General features: G+C 42.3%; 30 protein-coding genes and 4 pseudogenes. 16 read left to right on the top strand and 18 right to left on the bottom strand.

Translation table 11 applies throughout. The features are described 5' to 3' along the window. Window positions 1-75 precede the first annotated feature (75 nt). Window positions 76-264, bottom strand: a complete 189-nt coding sequence (locus WMO41_RS13000) for a MerR family transcriptional regulator (RefSeq protein ID WP_303000085.1) — start codon at window positions 262-264, stop codon at window positions 76-78. Between the two features lie 16 nt (window positions 265-280). Beyond that, window positions 281-610 (bottom strand): annotated as a pseudogene (locus WMO41_RS12995) (ATP-binding protein); the annotation flags it as partial. Window positions 611-659: 49 nt separating this feature from the next. Here WMO41_RS12995 and WMO41_RS12990 point away from each other — a divergent pair. The 5 genes from WMO41_RS12990 to WMO41_RS12970 all read left to right on the top strand — a co-directional run bounded on the left by WMO41_RS12990 (window position 660) and on the right by WMO41_RS12970 (window position 4,507). Continuing rightward, window positions 660-839, top strand: a complete 180-nt coding sequence (locus WMO41_RS12990) for a hypothetical protein (RefSeq protein ID WP_349230119.1) — start codon at window positions 660-662, stop codon at window positions 837-839. Then, the gene (locus WMO41_RS12985; RefSeq protein ID WP_349230118.1) at window positions 836-2,125 is read left to right on the top strand and encodes a hypothetical protein; all 1,290 of its coding nucleotides are present in this window, start codon (window positions 836-838) and stop codon (window positions 2,123-2,125) included. Before WMO41_RS12990 ends, WMO41_RS12985 begins: the two co-directional genes overlap by 4 nt. Before the next feature lie 153 nt (window positions 2,126-2,278). Next, window positions 2,279-2,575 (top strand): type II toxin-antitoxin system RelE/ParE family toxin, encoded by a 297-nt coding sequence (locus tag WMO41_RS12980; protein WP_349230117.1) that lies wholly within the window; start codon window positions 2,279-2,281, stop codon window positions 2,573-2,575. A 29-nt stretch (window positions 2,576-2,604) separates the two neighbouring features. Further along, window positions 2,605-3,657, top strand: coding sequence for a HigA family addiction module antitoxin (locus WMO41_RS12975; protein WP_349230116.1), 1,053 nt, complete (start codon window positions 2,605-2,607; stop codon window positions 3,655-3,657). A 277-nt stretch (window positions 3,658-3,934) separates the two neighbouring features. Beyond that, the gene (locus tag WMO41_RS12970) at window positions 3,935-4,507 is read left to right on the top strand and encodes a hypothetical protein (protein WP_349230115.1); all 573 of its coding nucleotides are present in this window, start codon (window positions 3,935-3,937) and stop codon (window positions 4,505-4,507) included. On the opposite strand, the gene WMO41_RS12965 is transcribed toward WMO41_RS12970, so the two are convergent. From WMO41_RS12965 to WMO41_RS12955, 3 genes and pseudogenes are all read right to left on the bottom strand, one after another. Then, window positions 4,467-5,339: a hypothetical protein gene (locus WMO41_RS12965; protein ID WP_349230114.1), complete on the bottom strand. Its 873-nt coding sequence runs from the start codon at window positions 5,337-5,339 to the stop codon at window positions 4,467-4,469. The genes WMO41_RS12970 and WMO41_RS12965 overlap by 41 nt on opposite strands. A gap of 115 nt (window positions 5,340-5,454) precedes the next feature. After that, the gene (locus WMO41_RS12960; protein WP_349230113.1) at window positions 5,455-5,673 is read right to left on the bottom strand and encodes a helix-turn-helix domain-containing protein; all 219 of its coding nucleotides are present in this window, start codon (window positions 5,671-5,673) and stop codon (window positions 5,455-5,457) included. Between the two features lie 151 nt (window positions 5,674-5,824). Beyond that, window positions 5,825-6,118: pseudogene (locus WMO41_RS12955) on the bottom strand (recombinase family protein); the annotation flags it as partial. A gap of 117 nt (window positions 6,119-6,235) precedes the next feature. On the opposite strand from WMO41_RS12955, the gene WMO41_RS12950 reads away from it, so the two are divergent. Beyond that, window positions 6,236-6,484: a hypothetical protein gene (locus WMO41_RS12950; RefSeq protein WP_349230112.1), complete on the top strand. Its 249-nt coding sequence runs from the start codon at window positions 6,236-6,238 to the stop codon at window positions 6,482-6,484. A gap of 7 nt (window positions 6,485-6,491) precedes the next feature. On the opposite strand, the gene WMO41_RS12945 is transcribed toward WMO41_RS12950, so the two are convergent. Continuing rightward, a complete protein-coding gene (locus WMO41_RS12945; protein WP_349230111.1) occupies window positions 6,492-7,382 on the bottom strand; it encodes a LysR family transcriptional regulator in 891 nt (296 codons plus the stop codon). Window positions 7,383-7,567: 185 nt separating this feature from the next. Between WMO41_RS12945 and WMO41_RS12940 the strand changes: the two genes are divergently transcribed. From WMO41_RS12940 to WMO41_RS12920, 5 genes are read left to right on the top strand one after another with little or no spacing between them, the layout of a single operon-like run. Continuing rightward, on the top strand, window positions 7,568-8,869 hold the full coding sequence (locus tag WMO41_RS12940) for an adenylosuccinate synthase (protein ID WP_349230110.1): 1,302 nt from the start codon (window positions 7,568-7,570) through the stop codon (window positions 8,867-8,869). After that, window positions 8,866-9,813, top strand: coding sequence for an aspartate carbamoyltransferase (gene pyrB, locus WMO41_RS12935; protein ID WP_349230109.1), 948 nt, complete (start codon window positions 8,866-8,868; stop codon window positions 9,811-9,813). Before WMO41_RS12940 ends, pyrB begins: the two co-directional genes overlap by 4 nt. Then, entirely contained in the window at window positions 9,807-10,232 is a 426-nt protein-coding gene (locus WMO41_RS12930) for an aspartate carbamoyltransferase regulatory subunit (protein WP_349230108.1), read from the top strand. The genes pyrB and WMO41_RS12930 overlap by 7 nt, the downstream gene beginning before the upstream one ends. Window positions 10,233-10,239: 7 nt before the next feature. Next, window positions 10,240-10,641, top strand: coding sequence for a PaaI family thioesterase (locus tag WMO41_RS12925; protein ID WP_349230107.1), 402 nt, complete (start codon window positions 10,240-10,242; stop codon window positions 10,639-10,641). Continuing rightward, window positions 10,638-11,417 carry a YoaK family protein gene (locus WMO41_RS12920; RefSeq protein WP_349230106.1) on the top strand — a complete coding sequence of 260 codons (780 nt, stop codon included), beginning with the start codon at window positions 10,638-10,640 and terminating at the stop codon, window positions 11,415-11,417. Before WMO41_RS12925 ends, WMO41_RS12920 begins: the two co-directional genes overlap by 4 nt. Before the next feature lie 124 nt (window positions 11,418-11,541). Here the strand turns inward: WMO41_RS12920 and WMO41_RS12915 are convergent, their stop codons facing one another. From WMO41_RS12915 to WMO41_RS12900, 4 genes are all read right to left on the bottom strand, one after another. After that, window positions 11,542-12,654 (bottom strand): 5-methyltetrahydropteroyltriglutamate--homocysteine S-methyltransferase, encoded by a 1,113-nt coding sequence (locus tag WMO41_RS12915; protein ID WP_349230105.1) that lies wholly within the window; start codon window positions 12,652-12,654, stop codon window positions 11,542-11,544. A 156-nt stretch (window positions 12,655-12,810) separates the two neighbouring features. Beyond that, the gene (locus tag WMO41_RS12910) at window positions 12,811-13,278 is read right to left on the bottom strand and encodes a hypothetical protein (RefSeq protein ID WP_349230104.1); all 468 of its coding nucleotides are present in this window, start codon (window positions 13,276-13,278) and stop codon (window positions 12,811-12,813) included. A gap of 9 nt (window positions 13,279-13,287) precedes the next feature. Next, window positions 13,288-13,455 carry a hypothetical protein gene (locus WMO41_RS12905; protein ID WP_349230103.1) on the bottom strand — a complete coding sequence of 56 codons (168 nt, stop codon included), beginning with the start codon at window positions 13,453-13,455 and terminating at the stop codon, window positions 13,288-13,290. Beyond that, on the bottom strand, window positions 13,443-13,682 hold the full coding sequence (locus tag WMO41_RS12900) for a hypothetical protein (protein ID WP_349230102.1): 240 nt from the start codon (window positions 13,680-13,682) through the stop codon (window positions 13,443-13,445). The genes WMO41_RS12905 and WMO41_RS12900 overlap by 13 nt, the downstream gene beginning before the upstream one ends. Before the next feature lie 42 nt (window positions 13,683-13,724). Here WMO41_RS12900 and WMO41_RS12895 point away from each other — a divergent pair, with 42 nt between their 5' ends. The 5 genes and pseudogenes from WMO41_RS12895 to WMO41_RS16100 form a co-directional block, all read left to right on the top strand. Next, window positions 13,725-14,102, top strand: a complete 378-nt coding sequence (locus WMO41_RS12895; protein ID WP_349230101.1) for a hypothetical protein — start codon at window positions 13,725-13,727, stop codon at window positions 14,100-14,102. Continuing rightward, a complete protein-coding gene (locus tag WMO41_RS12890; protein ID WP_349230100.1) occupies window positions 14,099-14,266 on the top strand; it encodes a hypothetical protein in 168 nt (55 codons plus the stop codon). Before WMO41_RS12895 ends, WMO41_RS12890 begins: the two co-directional genes overlap by 4 nt. Before the next feature lie 85 nt (window positions 14,267-14,351). Beyond that, the gene (locus WMO41_RS12885) at window positions 14,352-14,624 is read left to right on the top strand and encodes a type II toxin-antitoxin system RelB/DinJ family antitoxin (RefSeq protein ID WP_349230099.1); all 273 of its coding nucleotides are present in this window, start codon (window positions 14,352-14,354) and stop codon (window positions 14,622-14,624) included. Continuing rightward, window positions 14,621-14,903: pseudogene (locus tag WMO41_RS16105) on the top strand (type II toxin-antitoxin system YafQ family toxin). The gene WMO41_RS12885 and the pseudogene WMO41_RS16105 overlap by 4 nt, the downstream one beginning before the upstream one ends. An 89-nt stretch (window positions 14,904-14,992) precedes the next feature. After that, window positions 14,993-15,387: pseudogene (locus WMO41_RS16100) on the top strand (phage tail tape measure protein); the annotation flags it as partial. Between the two features lie 391 nt (window positions 15,388-15,778). On the opposite strand, the gene WMO41_RS12870 reads toward WMO41_RS16100, so the two are convergent. The 8 genes from WMO41_RS12870 to WMO41_RS12835 form a co-directional block, all read right to left on the bottom strand. After that, window positions 15,779-16,774, bottom strand: coding sequence for a DUF2075 domain-containing protein (locus WMO41_RS12870; RefSeq protein WP_349230097.1), 996 nt, complete (start codon window positions 16,772-16,774; stop codon window positions 15,779-15,781). Further along, a complete protein-coding gene (locus tag WMO41_RS12865; protein WP_349230096.1) occupies window positions 16,711-17,649 on the bottom strand; it encodes a hypothetical protein in 939 nt (312 codons plus the stop codon). The genes WMO41_RS12870 and WMO41_RS12865 overlap by 64 nt, the downstream gene beginning before the upstream one ends. Window positions 17,650-17,685: 36 nt before the next feature. After that, window positions 17,686-18,576 (bottom strand): Fic family protein, encoded by an 891-nt coding sequence (locus WMO41_RS12860; RefSeq protein WP_349230095.1) that lies wholly within the window; start codon window positions 18,574-18,576, stop codon window positions 17,686-17,688. A gap of 337 nt (window positions 18,577-18,913) precedes the next feature. Then, a complete protein-coding gene (locus WMO41_RS12855; protein WP_118533873.1) occupies window positions 18,914-19,177 on the bottom strand; it encodes a Txe/YoeB family addiction module toxin in 264 nt (87 codons plus the stop codon). Beyond that, a complete protein-coding gene (locus WMO41_RS12850) occupies window positions 19,170-19,436 on the bottom strand; it encodes a type II toxin-antitoxin system Phd/YefM family antitoxin (RefSeq protein WP_349230094.1) in 267 nt (88 codons plus the stop codon). The genes WMO41_RS12855 and WMO41_RS12850 overlap by 8 nt, the downstream gene beginning before the upstream one ends. Before the next feature lie 90 nt (window positions 19,437-19,526). Beyond that, on the bottom strand, window positions 19,527-19,730 hold the full coding sequence (locus tag WMO41_RS12845; protein WP_349230093.1) for a hypothetical protein: 204 nt from the start codon (window positions 19,728-19,730) through the stop codon (window positions 19,527-19,529). After that, window positions 19,696-21,243 (bottom strand): hypothetical protein, encoded by a 1,548-nt coding sequence (locus WMO41_RS12840; RefSeq protein WP_349230092.1) that lies wholly within the window; start codon window positions 21,241-21,243, stop codon window positions 19,696-19,698. The genes WMO41_RS12845 and WMO41_RS12840 overlap by 35 nt, the downstream gene beginning before the upstream one ends. Window positions 21,244-21,265: 22 nt before the next feature. Next, window positions 21,266-22,294: a hypothetical protein gene (locus WMO41_RS12835; protein WP_349230091.1), complete on the bottom strand. Its 1,029-nt coding sequence runs from the start codon at window positions 22,292-22,294 to the stop codon at window positions 21,266-21,268. Between the last annotated feature and the right edge of the window lie 260 nt (window positions 22,295-22,554).

Raw genomic sequence — 22,554 nt, 5'->3', positions numbered from 1 at the left:
ATTATAACACAAGACCTTCTCTTCGCTAAGATAAAATGAACATTATTTTCATTACTATTTTTTCTATTCTGTTACTTAAACTGTGCTGGCTGTATCCAGATAATCTTCAAACAATTTCCTTTTGAACCGGATATGAGAACCTACTTCCAAAATAAAATCTGCTCCTTCATTTTCACCTGCGATCTGTCTTAATCTCTTTTCTCCGATTCCATAATATTCTGCTGCTTCGGAAACATTTAAAGAATATTTCTTCCAAACAGGTATTGTTTTTCTGTATGATTCATTCGCATTTCTCCTCCCCTCGGTTTGTATTCAACAGTGTTTTCGCTTTCTCCATTTTCATACTTGCAATCGCTTCTCGTTTGCTTGCGCCTCCAACATACATAGGCGTACACATTTCTAAAATACGGTCATAGATGCGCCTTTTATCCAACATGGTCTCGCTTTTTATTTCTTTCAGCGGAAGATTGGTCGTGATGATCAAAGGTCGCCCCGAACGGATCCTGCGGTCTATGACGCTAAAAATAATTCCTAACGCATATCCTGAATTTCGTTCCACTCCAAGATCATCAATAATCAAAAGCTGATACGAAGCCAATGCAAAAAGGAAAGCCATCGCTAGCAGATATAAAGGAATCGGTAAAAATATCCGTCCTCTCGTGCTTATACAGCTCCCGAACGGACAGCCAGAGACCATTGCTGCTGTAGAGCAGAAACTGGAGTCTATGGGCTACACCTACGACAATGGCATGGTCAGCAAGTGGATGAGTGAAGATAAAAAGGACTTGCCGGACAATCTGACCGAGAATGATGCTATCCCTGTGTGTTTCTTCTTATGAAACAAGCCATCAGCACCGGCTGGGACTGCCCTCGTGCCAAGATTCTCGTCAAACTGCGAGAAGGCATGAGCGAGAGCTTTGAGATTCAGACCATCGGCCGAATTCGTCGTATGCCAGAGGCAAAGCACTACGAAGATGACCTCTTGGATTTCTGCTATGTCTATACCTTTGATGAGAAATACAAAGCAGGACTTCTCTCCAATATGGATAAGGCCTACGAGACTCGCAGATTGTTCCTCAAGGAAAAATGCAAGACCTTCACCTTAGAAAAGGAAATCCGTGACCTGGATGTCGGCAGTCTGGGCGAGCGTAATGTTCTGAATAAAATCTACGATGCTCTGGTGAGAAAATATAATCTGTCCACAAGCACCACAGATAATAAGCTCCGCTTTATGGCAGCAGGCTATCAGTTCGGTGATGAAATTATCGGTCATGCATTGTATGGCGAATATGTCCGCACCGATATGGTCGCTGAGAGCACTACCTACTACACCACTCGCAAGCGTGTGAATACCCACAAGCATGGTATTGAGCTGCTCCACTCCGTAGATGCCATTAAGAGCACCATCGGCATGCAGTCTACCAAGGTAAAAACAATACTGGAGCGTCTGTTCCGTAGGGGTGGTTCTTCCTATAAAAAGCTGTTGTTACTGGACACCTCAGAATTTTACGCATTTATCATCAATAACGAGCACAGGCTCAAGGAAGAATTCCGTGAAGTGACTGCAGATATGAATACGCAGATGACACTTCCTCTCAATCCGAAGAAGTCAATCTTCCATATTCCGGAGCAGGACTTCTATAAGTACGACCCGGGTGTAAAGAATGAAGTGGAATACCTAACCAATGCATACCATGATTATACTTCCGGATATGCCACAAGCCTTGTTCGTAGTACATCAGAAATGCTATTTGAGCAATTCTGCGAAAGCCGTAATGATATTGAATGGGTCTATAAGAACGGAGACACCGGTCAGCAATACTTCTCCATCGTATATAGGGATGGGCTTCGGAATCAGTGGCTCTTCTATGCTGACTATATCATTATGAAGAAAGATGGAACTGTCTGGGTTATTGAGACCAAGGGTGGCGAGTCCAAGGACAAGGACAAGAATATCGACATTCAGATTGAGAACAAATTCAATGCATTCAAGAACTATGCTGCGGAGCATTCCCTCCACTGGGGATTCGTCCGAGACAAAGACAATCAGCTTTACATCAACAATACAGAATTCGCACATGATATGTCAGATGACCATTGGGTGCCACTATCACAGGAATTCTAATTTTCAGGGCAGTAGATTCAGTTTCTACTGTCCTATCTTTTTGGCATATCACAATCAATTTACCTCTCAGGTAAACCAATACTGTTGACATTTATAGCAAATAAGGATATAATATATTTACCTCAAAGGTAAATTCACGAAAGAGGTGATGGATTGGAAATAACATATAAGACTCGCAAGATTGAAAAGGTGTGTACAATCGCAAGCGAGGCAGAAAAGAAATATGGTTCAGAAATGGCCGAAAAAATCCATCAGCGTATAGATGAAATAGATGCATCCGATACTGTTGAAGAGATGGTTCAATTCCATATTGGAAGATGTCATCCATTAAAAGGAAATCGCAATGGTCAATACGCAATGGATTTAGTTCATCCCTATCGACTGGTTTTTGAAAAAATAGGGAATGAAATTCAAATTGCAAACGTAATGGAAATTGTAGATTATCATTAAAGTTCCGTTTCATTTAAGGAGGTATTACGATGGTGAAAAGTCGCAGTTTTATTGCAACACCACCGGGAGCAACTATTAAAGAGCAGTTGCTTGATAGAGGACTTAGCCAGAAAGAATTTGCAGTACGCATGGGTATGTCCGAAAAACATATTAGTAAATTAATCAATGGCGAAGTTCAGTTGACTCCGGATGTTGCTGTTCGTTTAGAAATGGTATTAGGTGTTCCTGCTAAGTTTTGGAATAAACTAGAGTCCACTTATCGTGAAAAACTTGTAAAAGCCAACGCTGAAAATGACATGGATGCTGATAAGGAACTTGCAAAAAAACTACCTTATCGTGAAATGTCTAAAAATGGTTGGGTTCCTGAGACCAGCGATACAACCGAAAAGGTTATTTATCTTAGAAAATATTTTGAAGTTGTAAACCTTGAGATTATTGAGGATATGCAATTGTCAAAAATAGCATGTCGTAGATTAGCCGAAACAGAAAAAAGTAATCTTGCTCTATTGGCATGGGCACAGAAAGCCAAACTGGAGGCGCGCACTATTAAAACTTCATTAGTTGATTTAAAATCGCTTAAGAAAAGTTTGCCAGAAATAAGAAGCATGACCACAATGAATCCTTCGGATTTCTGCCCTAAGTTGATTGAGCTATTATCCAACTGCGGTATTGCGCTTGTATTTCTCCCTCACATTGGAGGTTCTTTCCTGCATGGTGCAACTTTCTACGACGGAAACAAAATAGTTGTTGGCTTAACAGTTCGCGGCAAAGATGCAGATAAATTCTGGTTTAGTCTATTCCATGAGCTTGGTCATATTCTACTTGGCCACATCAACCAGCCAAATGGAACAACCGAAGAAGATGAAGATGCCGCTGACAGCTTTGCAAAAGAAACACTAATTCCTACAGAAGAATTCAACACATTTACTACTCAGAATGATTTTTCAAAAGCAGCCATTTGTGCCTTTGCTCAAGAAGAGCACATTCTTTGTGGAGTTGTTGTGGGACGTCTGCAAAAGGAAGGCTTCATAAACTATAATCGCTGTAATGATTTAAAGACCAAATATGTATTATCAGCGTAAATATCAAAGGAGAATCATTTTTGGAGAATACAACTGAAGATAAGGAATTGCTATTGAATCAATGGTTAACATTTTTCCATGTTTTTGTATTGACTATTCATCATACGGACGGAAAGAAAATGAAGGAAAGGATCTGAACGAAGATACAAACTTCGGTAAATTAAAGAGAATACCATATGATCCTCTCCATCAGTATATTAAGCCCGATAATTTCACTTCTTTTTTTGAAGAAGAGTAATTAAACGGCGTGTTATTACAGTCCAAAGGAGGAAGCCGTTTGAAAAACATGTTTAATATCTACTACATCAACAACGAGAAAGCTTCTGAAATTTCAATGTTGTTTGATAATCAGATAGTAGAGAAGATCACTCGCATCAAAAATACAGAATTAGCATTAGCGGGCAATGTAGATGCCACCACAGGTGCCGCTTCAAAAATCCCTGTCATTGGACAGTATTTACCCAGCGTAGATTTAAATGGCAATCTGTCTCATAATAGATCTAACCGAGTGGAAGATACCGTAAAAGTAGTAAGTTCTAAATCGACGATCCTTAAGCCTATTTATGAAAAAGCTAAAGAGGTGCGTCGCTTAGATGACAGCAAGGTTGGAAACTTAGTAAAAATCAAAGATGTTTACCTTACTGTTGTAAACTCAGATGATGTCATGGCCACTAAAGCACTGATGAGTGGTTTAGTAAGTCAAGTTCCGGTTGAAGGCATTGGAAATATGAACTTTACTTCTCTTATGGAGGTAATGTTCAAAGGTTCAGCCTATGTTCTTTGCGGTGAGTTGCCACATAGATTTGGAACTAACGAACATATGATGCTAAAAATTCCCAAGATTCATTAATAATAATGTAATGCGTTGCTATAGTTGAAATACCATCTTGCTCGTATACTTGCTCCGCAATATTAACGTAAGGATATCCCTTAGCCGAAATATTATATGCCAGAAACTCGCTGAGTTCATCCCCTGCCTTTACTCCTTGGTATGACTCGGTATTTCTGATATAAGTTGCAACAGCTGTTAGTTCCTTCTTATAGGACTGAAATTCTTCTGTCAGAGGATAGCCGTCACTGTCTGTATCTATTGCTGTGTCCTCCTCCTTCTCCTGTTGAGAAAATATATGTTCATTATCTATTTTCTCGTCTTCTGAATCACCAATTATTTCAGAAATATCATCCATTGCAGCATTTTCTTCTATCATACTATCATATTCATAACCATCAACAAATGGATCAAATCCGCCTTTTCCAAAGTAATCAGTAAAAAGTACTTCATCACCTGTAATAAGTGGATTTTTGTATTCATAATAATCAACATATACCTGCAGAAAGGCTCTCACATAGGCAACACATTTTATTCCGTCTTTTTCAACTATATGCATCGGTTTATAAGTAAAAGCAAATAATAAAATGCAAATATAAGTCAAAGGTATGAGACAAATGGCTTCAACACATATTGCTACATATTTCACATAGTTCTTTCGTATTTTTAGCAATAATTGAAATATGCCCAACAATATTCCTATTGTTATGATTCCGATTACCGCATAATAAACCCATTCTATAAACTTCAGATGGAAAAGCGATAATATGCCGTGAGCACCTGCAAATAACGTAGCTGCTACAAGTGTATCTAAGAGTATATACTTAGAATAATGCTTTAAAATATCTTTCACCTGAAAGCCTCCTTGTCATGTGCAGACACAATCACAAATTCCGATTTATGCTTTTGTTTTCGGTGCATATCTGCAATGTCTATCAGACTAAACATGTCATTCCCTCAACCGCTAACTACTCTTCGTTTCTTTTCTCGTAGGATACGACCACATCGTATCCCATCGCCTCCATCATCTTGACAAAGGTCTTGTTCAAGATGTTACCGGCTTTCTGCTTGATAACGCGGTTGACGTACTGCTCCGAGGTGCCGATGCGTTCGCCAAGCTGTGCCTGGGTAAGACCTGATTCCAAGCACTTCATCTTTATATCCAGTTCAAAATTATTCTTGATCATAGTATCCGCTCCGTTTTATGAGTCCGTTTTATGAGTCCAACCGATTCACTGCGAAAGTAGCAATTGTAAAACTAACACTATTAGGTTTAGTTTAACACCATGTAGTGATTTTTTCAATCCTGTTCTATGAACAGAAAAAGACACCCGGAATTTCCCTCTGCCCCCATGTGGTGTTCTCTGAAATGCTCCGGCTTTCTTCCTGCGCAAGGCTCGACATGATGGTGATGAGCAGTTCGCCTTTGGCATCGAGCGTCCAGATGTTCTCCTTCTCGAAGTAGATTTCGATGCCGTTGTCTTTCAGCTTTCTGACGGTCGTGAGGCTGTCCACTGTGTTGCGGGCGAAACGGCTAACGGACTTGGTGATGATGAGGTCGATCTTCCCGGCAAGGGCATCCGCCACCATCGTCTTGAAACCCTCACGGTGTCTGGTGTTGGTAGCCGAGATGTGGATGCTGTAAAACCGGTCATGGAACGATATACGGAAATCAGGCAGGAAATCAAAGTGAAAACTGCAGAGCGAAAGCAGCTCCGTGCAGAACAGGACTCTCTGTCCTTTATTCATGTGATAAAGCATCAGAAATTGTCAGAACAGGTTGCCACGCTGACCGAGGATTTGAAGGAACTGAAACCCGAAAAGTCCATGCTTCTGAACAATATGGGGTGCGCTGATGATGCTGCCTTCTCCAAATTCAAAAAAGACGAGAACGCCGAGGACAGAGCAATTCTGCAAATGAAACGTGAACGGCAACATAAGTTCGTGCAAAAACAACGGATAAAACCTAAGAAAAAAAGGGACATTTGGGAACGCTAACAAAACCTCAGTGGGAATGAATCACTGTATCCATCAATCTGCGTGCTGCCACGCTCAACGGACGTTGACGGTCATACACCATACACACCTTTCGCTCCGGGATTTTTTCCCGGAGCTTTATTTCTACCACTTCGTGCCTCGAAATGGCTTGCCGTGCCATCGGTTCCGGGAGAAAGGCCAGACCAAGCTCACTTTTGACCAGAGGCAGAATCTGATCGGAGGTTGCAGCCTCCGTATCAGGAGAAAGTTCCAATCCATGAGAAAGGAACAGCCGGTGATAGAACTGCCAAGTCATAGATTCCCGTCCAAGACAAATCAATGGGTATGCACTCAATTCAGCCAAGGACAGTTCCTGACTCCCTAAAGCAGTAAATGTTTTGCCGCCAATTAAGATTTCCTGAAAGGATGTGAGTGGAACCTCTTTGAGCGGCGATTCCGCTGTTGTAGGTGTTGTAACAATGGCAAAATCGATCTCTCCGTTTTGGACGGCTCGGACAGCCTGCAGTGTGGAGTGGTTATAAATTTTCAAACGGATTCCCGGATAAGCCATATGGAAGGCCTTCAATTTATCCAGAAGATAAATATTCAGCGCAGTTTCACTGGCTCCGATGGAGATGCTTCCATGTTCCAAACCAATATTTGCAGACATTTCATCCTCGGCTACCTGAAACTGTGCCATCGCAGCTGAAACATGGACATACAAGCGTTCCCCTTCCGGGGTTAGGTGAACGCCCCGGTTTGTGCGGATAAAAAGCGTACACCCAGTTTCACTTTCCAAACAATTCATTGCTCGTGTGACATTCGGCTGACTGCTTCCAAGCACATGAGCTGCCTTTGTGAAGTTCCCATATTTCGCAACATAGTAAAAAATTTTGTAGTATTCAAAATTGACATTCATCCAATCAGCTCCCAGACATATCAAAATAGAATTGCAGACATAACAATGATAGCTTTTACATATTTCTGATATTTCAGTATAATAGGCCGTGGTGAAAAAAGCAAGCCAAAAAAGTTCTGAAATGGTAACTGTTCAGTACCCTCACAGTTACCTGAAATGAACAAAATGAAAAGGGAGGAAAAACAATGCTGATTGCAGTCACAGGAATGAACTGGGGCGATGAAGGGAAAGGTCGAATTATCGACCTGCTGGCAGAATCGGCAGATGCAGTTGTCCGTTATCAAGGCGGCAATAATGCTGGGCATACTGTTGTTACGGAGCAGGGAAAATTTGTTTTGAACCTTCTGCCATCCGGAATTTTACATCCCAATGTGGTCTGTGTTCTGGGAGACGGTATGGTGGTGGATTTGGAACACCTCGTCTCTGAAATGGAACATATCCGTGAAAAAGGCATTCAGATTACACCGGAAAATCTGAAGTTGTCTGCCCATGCAACAATTTCTATGCCCTGGCACCGCATCCAGGACGAACTGGAGGAAGATCGCCTTGCACAAAATGGAGCGGCATTCGGCTCCACCCGCCGAGGAATCGCCTATGCTTACAGTGATAAATATCGAAAAAAGACCTTGCGGCTTGGAGATTTACTGCATTTGCAGGAGGAGCCAGTACAACGCCGTCTGCACACTATGCTGGAGGCCAAAAACATGGAGTTGTCAGGGTGTTATCATCAGGAGCCTATGTCCTATCCGGCACTGCTTGCCTGGTGTGAAGACCAGGCAAAACGATTCTCGCCCTATATTTGTGATACTGGAAGCTATCTGGAAGAAATGCTCTCAGAGGGAAAGCAAGTCGTGCTGGAAGCACAGTTGGGCGCAATGAGGGATATCGATTACGGGATTTTCCCCTATACATCAAGTTCTTCGACAATTGCTGCGTACGGTCCAATTGGTGCAGGCATTCCGGAGAGAACACCGGATCATGTTGTAGGAGTGCTGAAAGCATACTCCACCTGTGTAGGTGCCGGGCCATTTGCGGCAGAACACGCTATGTCGGAGGCATGGATGGAAACATTGCGTCAGGCAGGTGGCGAATACGGAGCAGCCACAGGACGCCCCAGACGAGTTGGCCCCTTTGATGCGGTGGCCAGCAGATACGGTCTGAAATGCCAGAACGCAGATAAAATCGCACTGACAAAATTGGATGTATTAAGTGCAATGAAGGAAATTCCGATCATCACGGGCTATCAGAGGGATGGTCATATTACAGAGTCGTTTGACCCTATGGATAATTTGGACAGCTATACGCCTGTTGTGGAATATCTTCCGGGCTGGCAAAAGGATATTTCCGGCTGTCGAAGCTGGGAGGAACTTCCGGATGAAGCAAGAAGTTATGTAGAATTTTTGGAACACCAGCTGAATCATGAAATTCAGTTTGTTTCTGTGGGTGCAAAGAGAGAAGAATATTTGGTAAAGGGGGAATGGTTATGAGGCATTTGATGGAGCCTGAAGATTTTTCAATGGAAGAAACTGCGGCTGTTCTGGATTTGGCGGATCGGATTTCTGTTAATCCGGAGGCTTATGCCCATGTTGCGGATGGCAAGAAACTGGCAACTCTGTTTTATGAACCAAGCACACGGACAAGGCTCTCCTTTGAATCCGCTATGCTGAATTTGGGTGGCAAAACATTGGGCTTTTCCGGTGCTGAGCAATCCAGCGCCACAAAAGGTGAATCGGTAGCGGACACAGCCCGTGTAGTCAGCTGCTATGCAGATATCATTGCTATGCGGCACCCCAAGGAAGGAGCACCTCTCCGGGCGTCGATGTACGCAAAAGTTCCAGTCATCAACGCCGGAGACGGCGGACATAATCATCCTACCCAGACGATGATCGACTTGATGACCATTCGGCAGCGCTTAGGGCGGCTGGACCATCTGACAGTGGGATTCTGCGGTGACTTGAAATTTGGGCGCACGGTTCACTCTTTGGTAAGCAGTCTGGTGCGTTATCCAGGAAACCGGTTCTATTTCATCTCTCCGGAGGAGTTGCGTATCCCATCCTATCTGAAGGAAGATGTGCTGTCCCCAACGAATACTCCCTATGAGGAGGTGCGCAGCCTGGAAGAAACCCTGCCAAAGCTGGATGTTCTGTACATGACACGAGTACAGAAGGAACGTTTTTTCAATGAGGAAGATTATATCCGGCTGAAGGATATCTACACCCTGACCGAGCAAAAAATGAGTCTGGCTCCAGAAAATATGCCGGTACTACATCCGCTTCCCAGAGTCGGAGAAATTGCAACGGATGTTGACGCAGACCCACGGGCAGCCTATTTTGATCAAGCACAAAACGGGGTTTATATCCGTATGGCACTGATTATGGCGTTATTGGAAATCAAAGATCCTATGACTGGAAAGGAGGTGCTGCCATGTTAAACGTAGAATCCATTCAAAACGGCGTTGTAATTGACCACATCACCGCTGGGCGGGGCATGGAAATATACCATCTGCTCCACCTGGAAAACAGCAGGCAATCGGTGGCGCTTCTGCGCTCTGTCCGGAGCCAAAAATACGGAAACAAAGATCTGATCAAAATCGAAGGAACACAAATTCCTGAGCGGATGGATATTCTGGGCTATTTGGACAACAGGATCACCCTGATCATCATTCGGGATGGGAAGGTGGAGAAGAAATACCATCCAGTTCCTCCGAAGCTCCTGAAGAATGTAGTGAAATGTAAAAATCCCCGCTGCATCACAAGTATTGAACCGGAATGCGACCATTACTTTAAGATGTCACCATCCGGGAGATATCGCTGCCTGTACTGCAATCAGGAAATTCCAGTGAGAAGGTGAGCGGAATATGCCGGAGAATTATCAGGCCTATGAACAGGCAAATCCATTTATGGCCTATAACCACATCCAAATCTGTCAGGCAGATCCAGAAAAGAGCGTAGTCAAGGTGGAACTGGTTCCGGAATCCAAAAATCTGCATGGGCATGTTCACGGAGGACTGCTCTACGGCATGGCGGATTGTGTGGCAGGGCTCACCGCAAGGGCAACCGGCGAGGATTATGTAACTCAAAGCGCTCACATAAACTTTCTGAAAAATGTGAAGTCAGGCACCATTTACGCTGCTGCGGAAGCGGTAAAGCGTGGCCATCATATCGCCGTATTCCATGTTTCTATAACGGATGAAAAAAATTCCTTGCTGGCAGACGGCGTGGTTGATATGTACAGAATAAATGTTGGAGACACACGATGAAAAAAGAACACACCAAGATAAGACCGCATGGGCAAATGTCGGATTCCTTTGCCACAGCCGCCTTTCTGTCGCTGTCAGGCGGTTTGCAGGATTCCTATACCTATTTGCTGCGAGGCCGGGTATTTGCCAACGCCCAGACAGGTAATCTCGTATTGCTCAGTCAGTGCATCATCCAGAGACAGTGGAATAGAGTGCTTCACTATTTGATTCCCATATTCTTCTTTGCCTTTGGTGTGGCTGCGGCGGAGCTGATTCGCGAACGCTTCCAGAAGACGGTTAAAATTCATTGGCGTCAGCTTGTCCTTGCAGATGAGATATTTCTGCTGTTTCTGGTGGGCTGTCTCCCGGGAAAATTCAATCTTTTGGCGAACGCAATGGTTTCCTTCTCCTGCGCCATGCAGGTGCAGGCATTCCGCAAGGTAAACGGATATGCCTTTGCCAGTACCATGTGCATCGGCAATATGCGCAGCGGCATGGAATCTCTTTGCGCATATCGAGAAACGCATCATCTCTCTGAGCTTTGCAAAGCTGTACGATACTGTGGGATTATTTTGCTCTTTGCCCTGGGAGCGGGTGCCGGCAGCTGTCTGCTATCCGTTTTCGGTCTGCATACAATCTGGATTTCCTGTTTTCTTCTACTGATCAGCCTATGTCTGATGTTCATGAGGGATGAGGTCAGCGATCATCCGGAAATCAGGCAGGAGGAGAAAGCTATTATCTCAGATTTGAAAGACATTCGGAATGAAATACACGATATAGAACAGCAGATGAAATAAGGATGTAATAAACGATGAAACATAAAGCAAACGACTTAAAGATGGCATAACGATACCCCTGACACGGTTTTGCAAAACCGTGTCAGGAGTATTTGCGTTTCTATTAGGCAGAACAGAGCAAAATTTAGCCCCAAACTTCTTCAGCGATTTCTTTCACAAGTTTCAGTTTTGCCCACTGCTCCTCTTCAGTCAGCTTATTTCCAATCTCGCATGAAGCAAAGCCACACTGAGGGCTGAGATATAGTCTGTCCAAAGGAATATATTTTGCGGCTTCGTGGATGCGGGCAATGATAGTCTGCTTATCCTCAAGCGCAGGTGTTTTTGTCGTAATAAGTCCGAGAACCACTTTCTTATCACTGGACACTTTGGCAAGAGGTTCAAAACCGCCACTTCTTTCGTCATCATATTCAAGATACAATGCATCTACATTTTCCTTAGCAAATACATAATCGGCTACGCTGTCATATGCACCTCTGCCAAAGAAGGTTGAATGATAATTGCCACGACAGATGTGGGAATTGATAACCATATCATCCGGCTTGCCTTCAAGTGCCATGTTATTGATTTCCAGAAGCTGCTTTTTGACATCTTCCAAATTCCAACCCAGTGACTTGTATCTAAGCTGGGAATCCTCTCCTACGATTGCACCCCAAGTACAGTCGTCAAGCTGAAGATTGCGACATCCCGCTTCGTAGAACTGCTTGATGACATCTTGATATGCAACTGCGATATCCTTTACCAAATCCTCGGTGCTATCATAGAATTGCTTCGTGATTTCGTAGTTTTTCTGAACAATCATCTGCTGAAAAAACTGTGCCGGTGCAGGGATTGTGTATTTTGCAACAGTGTTTTCGTCCTCGAACTGTTTCAGGAACTTAAAATACTCTACAAACGGATGTGCCTTTGCCTTTACTTTTCCGACAAGCCAAGTATCATCAAGCACGGCTAATTCGCCGTTAAACTGCACGCCGCCGCCTGTATGTTTATGTGCGACTCCTTCAAAACCCCACATAAAGTCTAAGTGCCAGAATTTTCTTCTGAACTCTCCATCCGTAATCACATGATAGCCGGCAGCTTTCTGCTTTGCCACCACATCTACGATTGCTTTATCCTCTGCGGCTTTCAGATCTTCCGCAGAAATCGTTCCGACTTCATAATCCGCACGGGCTTTCTTCAAATATTCCGGGCGGAGAAAACTGCCCACATAGTCATATCGAAAAGGTGTGTTCTTTGCCATTATAGTTGATGCCTCCTGTGTTTTTATTAACATAAGTATACAGAAAAAAAAGCCATCTGCAAAATACAGAAAAAATAGGGTTTGTCATAGGAACAAACTATGGCAAACGGACTATTTCGTTGTGTGTGCTGTATATTGCTTCAGAGCCTGGACGTATCATTCAGCAAATTTACCCGGTATCACCTTCTTGTGTGTAAGATACCCTATTTCCATGTAATCATTGACCTCCAAGGGAACAGCGATAATATTTTCCCCATTTAGCTCTGCATTGATTACACCACTACAAATCGTATAACCGTTCAGTCCAATTAAAAGGTTAAACAAAGTCGCCCGGTCGCTGACCATAATGTCCCGTTTACTTTCCAAAGTACTGAGGATTTCTTCGGAAAAATAAAAGGCATTATGGTCCCCCTGTTCGTAAGAGAGTCTTGGGTAAGGTGCTAAGTCCTCCAACATAACATATTTTTTTCTTGCCAGTGGATTTTCAGCTCCTACAAATACATGGGGCTTTGCGATAAAAAGCGTTGTGAATTTCAAATCGTGTTCATTGAACAATTTACGCAGGACGGTTTCATTGAAATGATTCAGAAAAAGGACCCCAAATTCATAATCGCGATTCTTCACATACGCTGCTCATCCACAAATGATGGAATATACATGAAATGCTTCCTTCTGGCCCTTTGTGTTCTGATGCCCAAAAAGCTGAATCGTGGTAGGCTTCGGTGTTGCTGTAAAAGCAAACATTGATACATTAGCCCGCTTACCATTTCGCTTGATTTCACTGGAAATCATATCTTCCACATCCGCTTCCGTATCAGATAATTCTGTGCTGTACCATTCTCACGCACATCTGCCAGTATCTTACGTATAACATCCAACTGGTGATAACGTGGAAAAATCAGATTTTCCGAGCGCTTCACTTTTCCGGTTTCTTCATCGACCTTTTCTTTTACTTCCACAAAGATAAACTTGCTGATCAGATCGAGAATCGTATCCTTGGTAAGGATATCCTCCCACATATAGGACACACTGTATTTATCTTTAAATGCCGGATTTCCAGCTCTTGCAGTATGAGTATGATTCAGAAGATTGAGATTGACGGAAAGCAGGTGCCCTTCAAGGCATCTGCCGCCATTCCGCGTATTTATCGTATCAAGTTCCACCGAGATATCTATAAGGATCTCGATGCGCTTGGAAAGGCTGTCGGAAACGGTGATGAAGGTTCCTCTCACCTCGATATGTTCTCTCTTGAGATGTTTGAGAATATCGCCTACATCATGGCAAAGCATGCAGATCCCACCATCCCGGACAGCCCGGAGGAATGGCTTGATGAGTTCAGCACCTTCTCCATCTACCAGGTGCTTCCGAAAATCATCGAGCTCTGGGGCTTAAATGTCCAGACGGATGTGGAGTCTAAAAAAAACTTCACGCAACTGACCGGCCGATGACCACGCCATTGTTTCTGCTCCGCTGCGTACAGCTCGGCATCTCCATCCGAGATCTTGACTTACTCACGATCGGGATGGTGAACGACATGTACGCAGAAAGCAGCAATGATGATTACAAAGGCTATGCGCAGATCGCTACGCAGAGGGATTTTGATGCATTTTAGCAGAATTTATGCATCTTATATAATGACAGTATGTTGACATCAGACGCATATTTGAGTATACTATACTTGAATGGAGGTGTTCTGCATGGCAACAACTAATTTAAATATTCGTACAGACAAGGCAATCAAGGACCAGGCGGAGGAAATCTTCAATGAGCTTGGTCTGAATATGACAACTGCTGTAAATATGTTCCTAAGAACCGCTATCCGTGAGCATGGTATTCCTTTTGAATTAAAACTGGAAGTACCAAATGATATTACAGCCGCTGCCATTGAGGAAGGCCGAAAAATGATGAAGGATCCTTCTGCTCCGCGTTATTCCAGTATGGATGCGCTTAAGGCAGTTCTCGACGTATGAAATACGACATTCAGTTTACCAATCAGTTTAAAAAGGATTTGACGCTTGCCAAAAAGCAAAATAAAAATCTTGATAAGCTGTTTGAAGTAATCGATATTCTGGCGAATGGCGGTACGCTGGAAGCAAAATACAGGGATCATGACCTTACAGGAAACTACAAAGGCACACGTGAGTGTCACATCGAACCAGACTGGTTGCTCATTTATGAGATTCAGAACAACGGTTTTAGTACTCATGCTTTACAGGCTTGGTACGCACTCAGAACTATTCAAAAAATAGATTTAAAAAACAGAATAGCAATTCAGAAAGCATCTATCAGAAATGGTAGGTGCTTTTCTTATACCCAAATTCAGGAAAAGGAGAAGCCTATGGCGGGAAGTAGAATCAAGGGTATTACGGTCGAGATCGGTGGCGATACCACCAAACTACAGACAACCCTAAAGGGTGTCAATTCAGAAATCAAGAATACGCAGAGTCAGCTCAAAGATGTCGAAAAGCTCCTGAAACTGGATCCAGGCAACACCGAACTGCTTGCGCAGAAGCAGAAGCTCCTCTCCAGTGCCGTCAGTGAAACAAAGGAAAAGCTCGCAACATTGAAAATCGCTGCAGAGCAGGCAAATCAGGCGCTTGCGAATGGTGACATTTCCAAAGAACAGTATGATGCTCTTCAGCGGGAGATCATCGAAACGGAAGAAGATCTCAAAAAGCTGAGGCACAGTCAAATCAGTCTGCCACTGCTGGTGAAAGCCTGAAGTCTGCAGGCGTAAGATTTTTCCTCTCAAAAATTATCTCCGTTGTGTAATTTTCTATATGAGTATATTTGCAACAAGGCTCCCCATCTGCATGTTTTTTTCGTTATTTTCTACACATTCCAAATGGTCTAAACCTGGTCTAAAACAGAACTGTGAAGCTTCCCTTCCCCGATAAATCAAGACTTTTTAGAGAGTCGCCAGTATATTTCCATGACAGACAAATAGTACTTTTATCATTGTTGCATAACCTCGCATTTCTTAGTTTTTCTTGGTTTTTCGGGCTTTGTAAGCCTTTGTAAATTTTTGTTTTTTTGCATAACCTGGTATAGCATAATATCGTTAGCAAAAGGTGTAAAATGGGTTACAAATCAACTGTATAACACTACATTTCTTCCTTATTTTTCATTTTTGTTTTAACAGTTTCTTAAAATATTGCGCCAAGGCAACATCCGTGCAATATACATAACAGCCCTTCATACCTCTTGTCATGAGGGTTCTGTATGTATTTTTTATAATTTCATCTGCAACCTGATCTGCTTTTTCTTTATCTTTCTTCGCTAGTGTTTTTATTCCTTTCAAGGAATTATCGGTCTTTGCACGTTTTGTGTAATCTGTAATCACTTTCCCGTTTTCAAATCGCATATCATCGCCAATGATAACACCCGTATAATCGAATTCCAAACCTTGTGATGTATGAATACATCCGGCTTCATGAACTGACTCTTCACTGATTGCAAATGCATCTCCACCATTTAGATTCCAGCTTATGGAATAATCTCCAATCTTGATATCATGGAAATTTGTATTATTTCTGGTATCCTTCGGCCAGTTCCAACAATAGCCTGCAAGAATTCTTGCTCTATTTCTTGCGCAATTCTTTTCAAGCACAATTGCTTCCATTTCTGCAGGTGTATCACAGATGCGAATATCGTAATCAATTCCGTCAAGATCATAATTTGCTGTTTCACGGATTTCCAATGCCTGATCTAACCATGCCAGGTATCCATCAGAACCATTACAGCGGAACTGAGAAACAAGCTGTATTTTTATAATTTCTGATTTTTCCAAAGCCGCCCACTTTTCTATTTCAGCTACACTTCCAATATCTGATAATGTAACCCTCTGACTTTCATCAATAAAAAACACACTGCAAGCAGCGGCATGAATGATTTCTTTTATCTGGTTCTCTCCCATATTTTGGAACATACCGGATTTTTCATTAAGCCGGTGGGCTTCGTCAGCTAGTATTGTTCCGACTGAATTTCTTGGTGCTTCGGTATAACTTCCGGAACCTTTAAAGAGATTATCTACACTGTTTTTCCTCATGTGTCCCTTTAATTTGAATTGATATACTGTTCTCGGTGCAGCATTTTTTGAAACATATTGAACAAATTGCATTCGATTCGTGAGTTCAGCCAGTAGATTAATTGCAATGACTGTTTTCCGGTTCCGGGACCACCCTCTACAATAATTGTTCTTTTCTTACCATCTTTTTGACACTGACAAGAATAATCAAGAATACTTTCATATACAACCTTCTGTTCATCCAACATAACGAATTCTTGGTTCCCTTTAAGCATATTTAAAAGTGCATCTTGAAGTTGTTTAGAAGGTTTAATTTTTCCATGTTCAATTTTCAGCAGTGTATCCTCTTTGTCACCTGTTACAATTTGCTTTTTGATAAATGTACGAAGAGCTTCCCTTTGCCCATAAGTAAATGCAGGAGTTTCTTTCATAATATCCTGATATTGTTCTTTATCCAATGGATCATTTTCGATTCTTGGATAATTATGAAGATACGCACAGGGATGAAGACCGATTTCGTTGTCCTGAACATATTCGTTATAATCTCTGATTAACGCTGCGTAAGACCAGGCTTGATAACATGGATGTACAACTCTTCGCTCCGCTCCACCCGTATATGTTTCAACAATTGCATCCTGACCATCAATAGCTGTTAATTTCTCCCATTGTTTCAATTCAACAATAACAACATTTCCTTTTCCATTCAATCCATAACCAGAAATAAGGAAATCTATCCGTTTTGAAGTCTGAGGAATATTATATTCAATCGCCACACCTGCATCCTTTGGAATATCGGAATCATTCAATGTAATATACATTTCTTTTAATGAATTCCGCCAGGCATTCAGTTCACTTAATCCTGTCGTTCGGTTCATCTTTAATTTAATATTTTCATATAATTTTGTTTCCAAACGATCATTCTCTGTATCAACCATAAAATCACTTTTTGTGCCTGCATAAATAAGCATGTATTCACCCCACACATCATATTGTTTTGTTCAATTTCAATATATAATCCTAAAATAATCCAAATACGCTTTATACTTATCCTGTGCAGTCAGGCAGGTATCTGTCAGATAGCCTCTTTCGTTGTTCCATTCCTTCAATCCACGGTAATAGAACATTTTCAGATTGTCCTCAATGATAAACGGAACGATATTGTATTTCAGGCACTCCTTAAACATGATCAATCTGCCCACACGACCGTTGCCGTCCTGGAACGGATGGATCCGCTCAAACTTCACATGAAAGTCCAGAATATCCTCAAAGGTCTTTTCTTCTTTGGCGTTATATTCTGTCAGCAAGGCCTTCATTTTATCGCCGACTTCTTCCGGAAGGGCTGTATCACTGCCGCCGACTTCATTCGGGAGTTTCTTATACGCGCCAATAGCAAACCAGTCTTTTCTGGAATCACTGGTACCGTTCTTCAAAACCAAGTGAAGTTCTTTGATGAACTTCTCCGTCAGAGCTGCTTTTGCATGATCGATAATCATATCAATGCAGCGGAAGTGATTTGCTGTTTCGATTACGTCATCCACATTCAGCACTTCTTTTTCTACGCCGATAGTGTTGGTTTCAAAGATATATCGGGTTTGATCGTGGGTCAGGCGGCTTCCTTCCATGTGGTTGGAATTGTATGTCAATTCGATCTGTGTTTTATGGTAGATCCCACCGGAATATTTACTTGCCTTCTGTTCTTTCAGAATATCCAACAGAGTAATTGGTCCTTCTTTTCTTTTGTTGGTACGCTCCGGTTTTTCTGCGTTTTCCGGAATGTTCCATGTCTTGCCGGTAAGAAACGCACCGTTCACACGCCCCTTGGCGCAGTAATTTCTAACACTGCGCTCGGATACATCCCACTTATTCGCTATTTCAGTAACTGAAAGATATCGCATCTATGATCCTCCGCCATAAAATCTATCAAAAAACTACGTTAATCTATTACATAGTATACCATGTAATCGGCAATAATATCAATGGTATTCAACTGAATTACCTCACTTTTTGCCGACACAGGAAATACTGCTTCTGAATATAGAAAGCCGGACTCCATCGAAAATGAAGTCCGGCAAGGTAAGTCCAGAGTCTGATAATTAGCCAGTAACTGTTGCACAAATTCTCGGTCTGGATAAATCTCTGCGAATTTTGCCATATTTGTGCTAAAAAGGCAAACAAAAAGCACCAACAGATTTTACTCTGCTGATGCTCTTTCTTCCTTATAAAATGTGCGGTTTAAGTATCTCCATAATGGAATCTGCAACCAATGATATAAACATTGGCATCATCTATTCTATATACCAATCTGTCTTTATCATTTATGCGGCGGCTCCAAAATCCGGCTAAATCACCTCTTAACGGCTCCGGCTTTCCTATGCCCTCATTACCATTACGGCAAATATCTTCTATGAGCTGATTAATCTTTTTCAGTGTTTTCCTGTCCTCAGTCTGCCAATAAACATAATCTGCCCATCCATTATCAGTAAAAACTTTATTCATCGTCTACCTCAATCAGATCATGCTTTGCAAACTGTCCACGTTCCAACTGTGCTTTGGATTCCATCAGCCAGTCATAATTAGCCTTAGTCCCAAGGATATGCGCATTTTCAATCAGATTATTGTAGCTTTCCTCTGACAGAATTACCACGTTTCTATTATTCTTTCTGGTGACAATTATAGTTTCATAATCATCCGTTACCTGATCCATATAATTTTTCATGTTGTCCCGAAGATTTGAATAATTAACCGCTAACATCATATCACCTCATTTCGTACAATATTCTGTGCTCTAATTATAACGTACAATATTCTGTACGTCAATATAGTGTATGCAATCCGAAGTGAAATATTACTGTTCAAAAATACGAACAACCACAGGCGCTGTTTCTTCGTCAACATCGAATGTATTCTTTTTCTGGTTTCGGATATAGCCATAAGGGATTTCCTTACAGAAAAAGTCCACCAGTACAATGCGCAGCGCATCATGACTGGTGGACTTTTTAGTTATTATCAGGAAGTCAAATAGGTTCATCGCCCGGAAGGTCAAAATCATCTTCCGTACATTTCCTGATAATATGTTTTGTTTTCTCCATCGGCAAAGGCACATTTTCCTCTGCAAAGTATTCTTTCTTTACGACTTCAACTACTGCTTTGTGATTATCTTTGCCAGCAGGAACGATCACGCAATCGCCCACCTGAATAGAATCGTCATCCGAAATATAGTAGTAGCTCTTACACCCATCTTCAAACTCTACGCTGCAATAGATAATATCATTGTCACAGCGCCGCACCTTTCCATACACAGACGGGTTCATAATTTCACCCCACCCGTAGAAAGACATAAATTCAAAGACGGACTCCATAAACTCCGCCCAATCATCCGGAAGCCCCTTTTTATCGTAGCTTCCTTGAATGAGCTTTTCATTGCCCTTTTGAGAAATAACCTTAATGGTGTAGTCTATGGTTTCAAGCGGATCAACCACTACATTCTCCGGATTTCCTTCTATATGGTCAAAGATGCTTTCCGCATCCATATCTTCAAGAAGGCTTTCAACCCCGCCCTCAACCTTGTATTTTCTACTTACAGAACACCCAGAACCGATATTCTGAATGTGTTCAATACTTTCGCTCTCTCTGTCCACAATTAAAAACTCTTCATAATCCCAGACAGCGTATTCTGCGTGTTCTGAAATAGGAACCTTTGGCTTGATCTTTGTGATTCGATGATAGTTTACTTCGATTTGATTCACCATATCAGGCTTATTATTCCCATCAAAGGCATACAAATCAGGCATTTTCAAGCTGTCACGAAGCAGATCTGAAAGGTCAATTCCGTCCACTTCAAAAGACGAGCATAACGAACCGCTGAACTGATAGACCTTTCCTGCGGTATTGGTCAGCTCCATATTCCAGTTTCCAATATCAGTTGCAACGACTTCATCGTATCCCTTGCTGAAATACTCTGTAAACGCAGAAATAATTCTGTCGGCAACCGCTTTATCAATTCGCAAATTCTGACTGTGGGCTTTTTCATATCTACCATCTCTGCGCTGCCCGAAAACATACGAAGAAAACCATACTTGCCCTTCTGCATTAAGGGTTATGTGCTGTTCAACTTCTTCGTCCGGTTCCGGGCAAGGTCCATAACCAAGCCGATTGGAAACAAGCCGAATCTTTCTAAGCTCTCCTTTGAACAGGAAGGGATTCTCGCCGGAAAGCAGGGCAAGGCGGCTCAATGCCAGAATAAACCATGAACGATTTTCTGGGTTCAAGATGGCTGCTGCATCGTATGCCCAATGATTAAAATATCGCCATTGGGAATAGATTGCCGACCCAAGCAGTTTAATGTCCGTGACCTCGTTAATGATACGATTTAGCGCATCACAACTGCTTGCTGCATCGCCATATTTTTTTGAAAAGGCATGGCCGCAATCCATCTGGAATCCCAATGCCTGACAATCATCAGCCAGGTAATGGTCAACCAGCTCTATGTAGCTGATTTTCTGATCTCTAAATTTCTCAATCCACTTTGTGGCGAATAAGTGTACTTGCTCTAAAAACTCCATTGCGGCCTCCTTCCGAATCGGGTTAAAACTCCTCCCAAGTCCGACCGTTCAGATCATTTGCGATTACATCGGTGTTAGGCATTGTTTTATATCCGAACATATCAGCAAGATTGAAGAATTTGCTTTTTTGAATCGGGTTTTTACTGCTTTTTCTAAAGTCCATCGGGTAGAACTTTTCAACGATGAAATATCTATGGCTAATCGTCTGAAGGTTATAGCCATAATGATCTGCACGACGGATTGCCTCGTTGATGCGTTCAATCTCATCTGCGGTAGGTTCGGCTCCGCTTTCGGCACGATAAGTCATGCTGCCGTTATTTTCAACTGCGATGATGGTCTTTTTCAGCTTACCAATAGCACGGATACTCTTGTCTTTATACAAGCCGATATATCCATGTTCTGAAAAGTTGTGGGATTCCTGGTCATAGAACAAATCCAAATCCATATTGTCCTGAAAAGTTGTACCGGCTACGATTGCTCTCATCCATTTATATCCATCCGGTATCAGCTTTTCATCAAAGCAATACTTCTTGAAATCGTCTAAAACGGCAATGATTTCCGTATCTCTGTCGTCAACAATATCCTCCATAGCGTCCACAAGCTGCTCGAATGTCAAGTTGACGTGCTTGATCGGATGGATAAGTCGGGTTGCATTTTCGCTATTATACTTTCTCAGTTCAACTGCCAGTTCATCGAACAGTTGCGGCTTCATCGGCTTGGGATCGAGAGTGAGCAAAACCTTTATATCCTCAGCACCGAACTGCTCCAGATGATTCACAAGCTGCTGCTTATAAAACTGATTGTAGAGCTTTGTTTCCACCACTATTTTGAAGCTCTTTTGGCTGATAACCGCATCCGGAACACTATCGTCACCAACAACCTGCAAATCAAAGGTGATCTCCGGGCTTTCGTCCTCTCCAAGAATAAGACTATTCAGCATAGAAAAGAACTTATCAGCGTTATAGTTATACAAACGAGAGAGCATCAGCATGGTGTTTGAAGTATCCACATTCTCTTTGGAGTGGTATCTCTGAAAATAATGTATCTGCACATCGCACCTCCTAAAACCCATCTGCCGTTTCGTTTGCGTTACCGGGTCAGTTGATAACTCAATTCCAGCAAATGGTTATTTTATATTCGCTTACACCAATCGGCTTTGAAATATCCTTGAGGGAATATTCTGCAACCACATTGTTTTTGACCTTATCCATCAAAGCAATATTATGATACCAGGTAATAGTATCGGAAACAATCGGTCTCAGGCACAAAAAAGGTAGTGGCTTCCATTACCTACGCGCCTGCAGACCGATT

The sequence above is a fragment of the Ventrimonas faecis genome, assembly GCF_040096075.1.
Taxonomy (GTDB): domain Bacteria; phylum Bacillota; class Clostridia; order Lachnospirales; family Lachnospiraceae; genus Brotaphodocola; species Brotaphodocola faecis.
The sequence above is the reverse complement of the archived record's forward strand: the minus strand, read 5'-3'. Positions and strand labels throughout refer to the sequence as shown.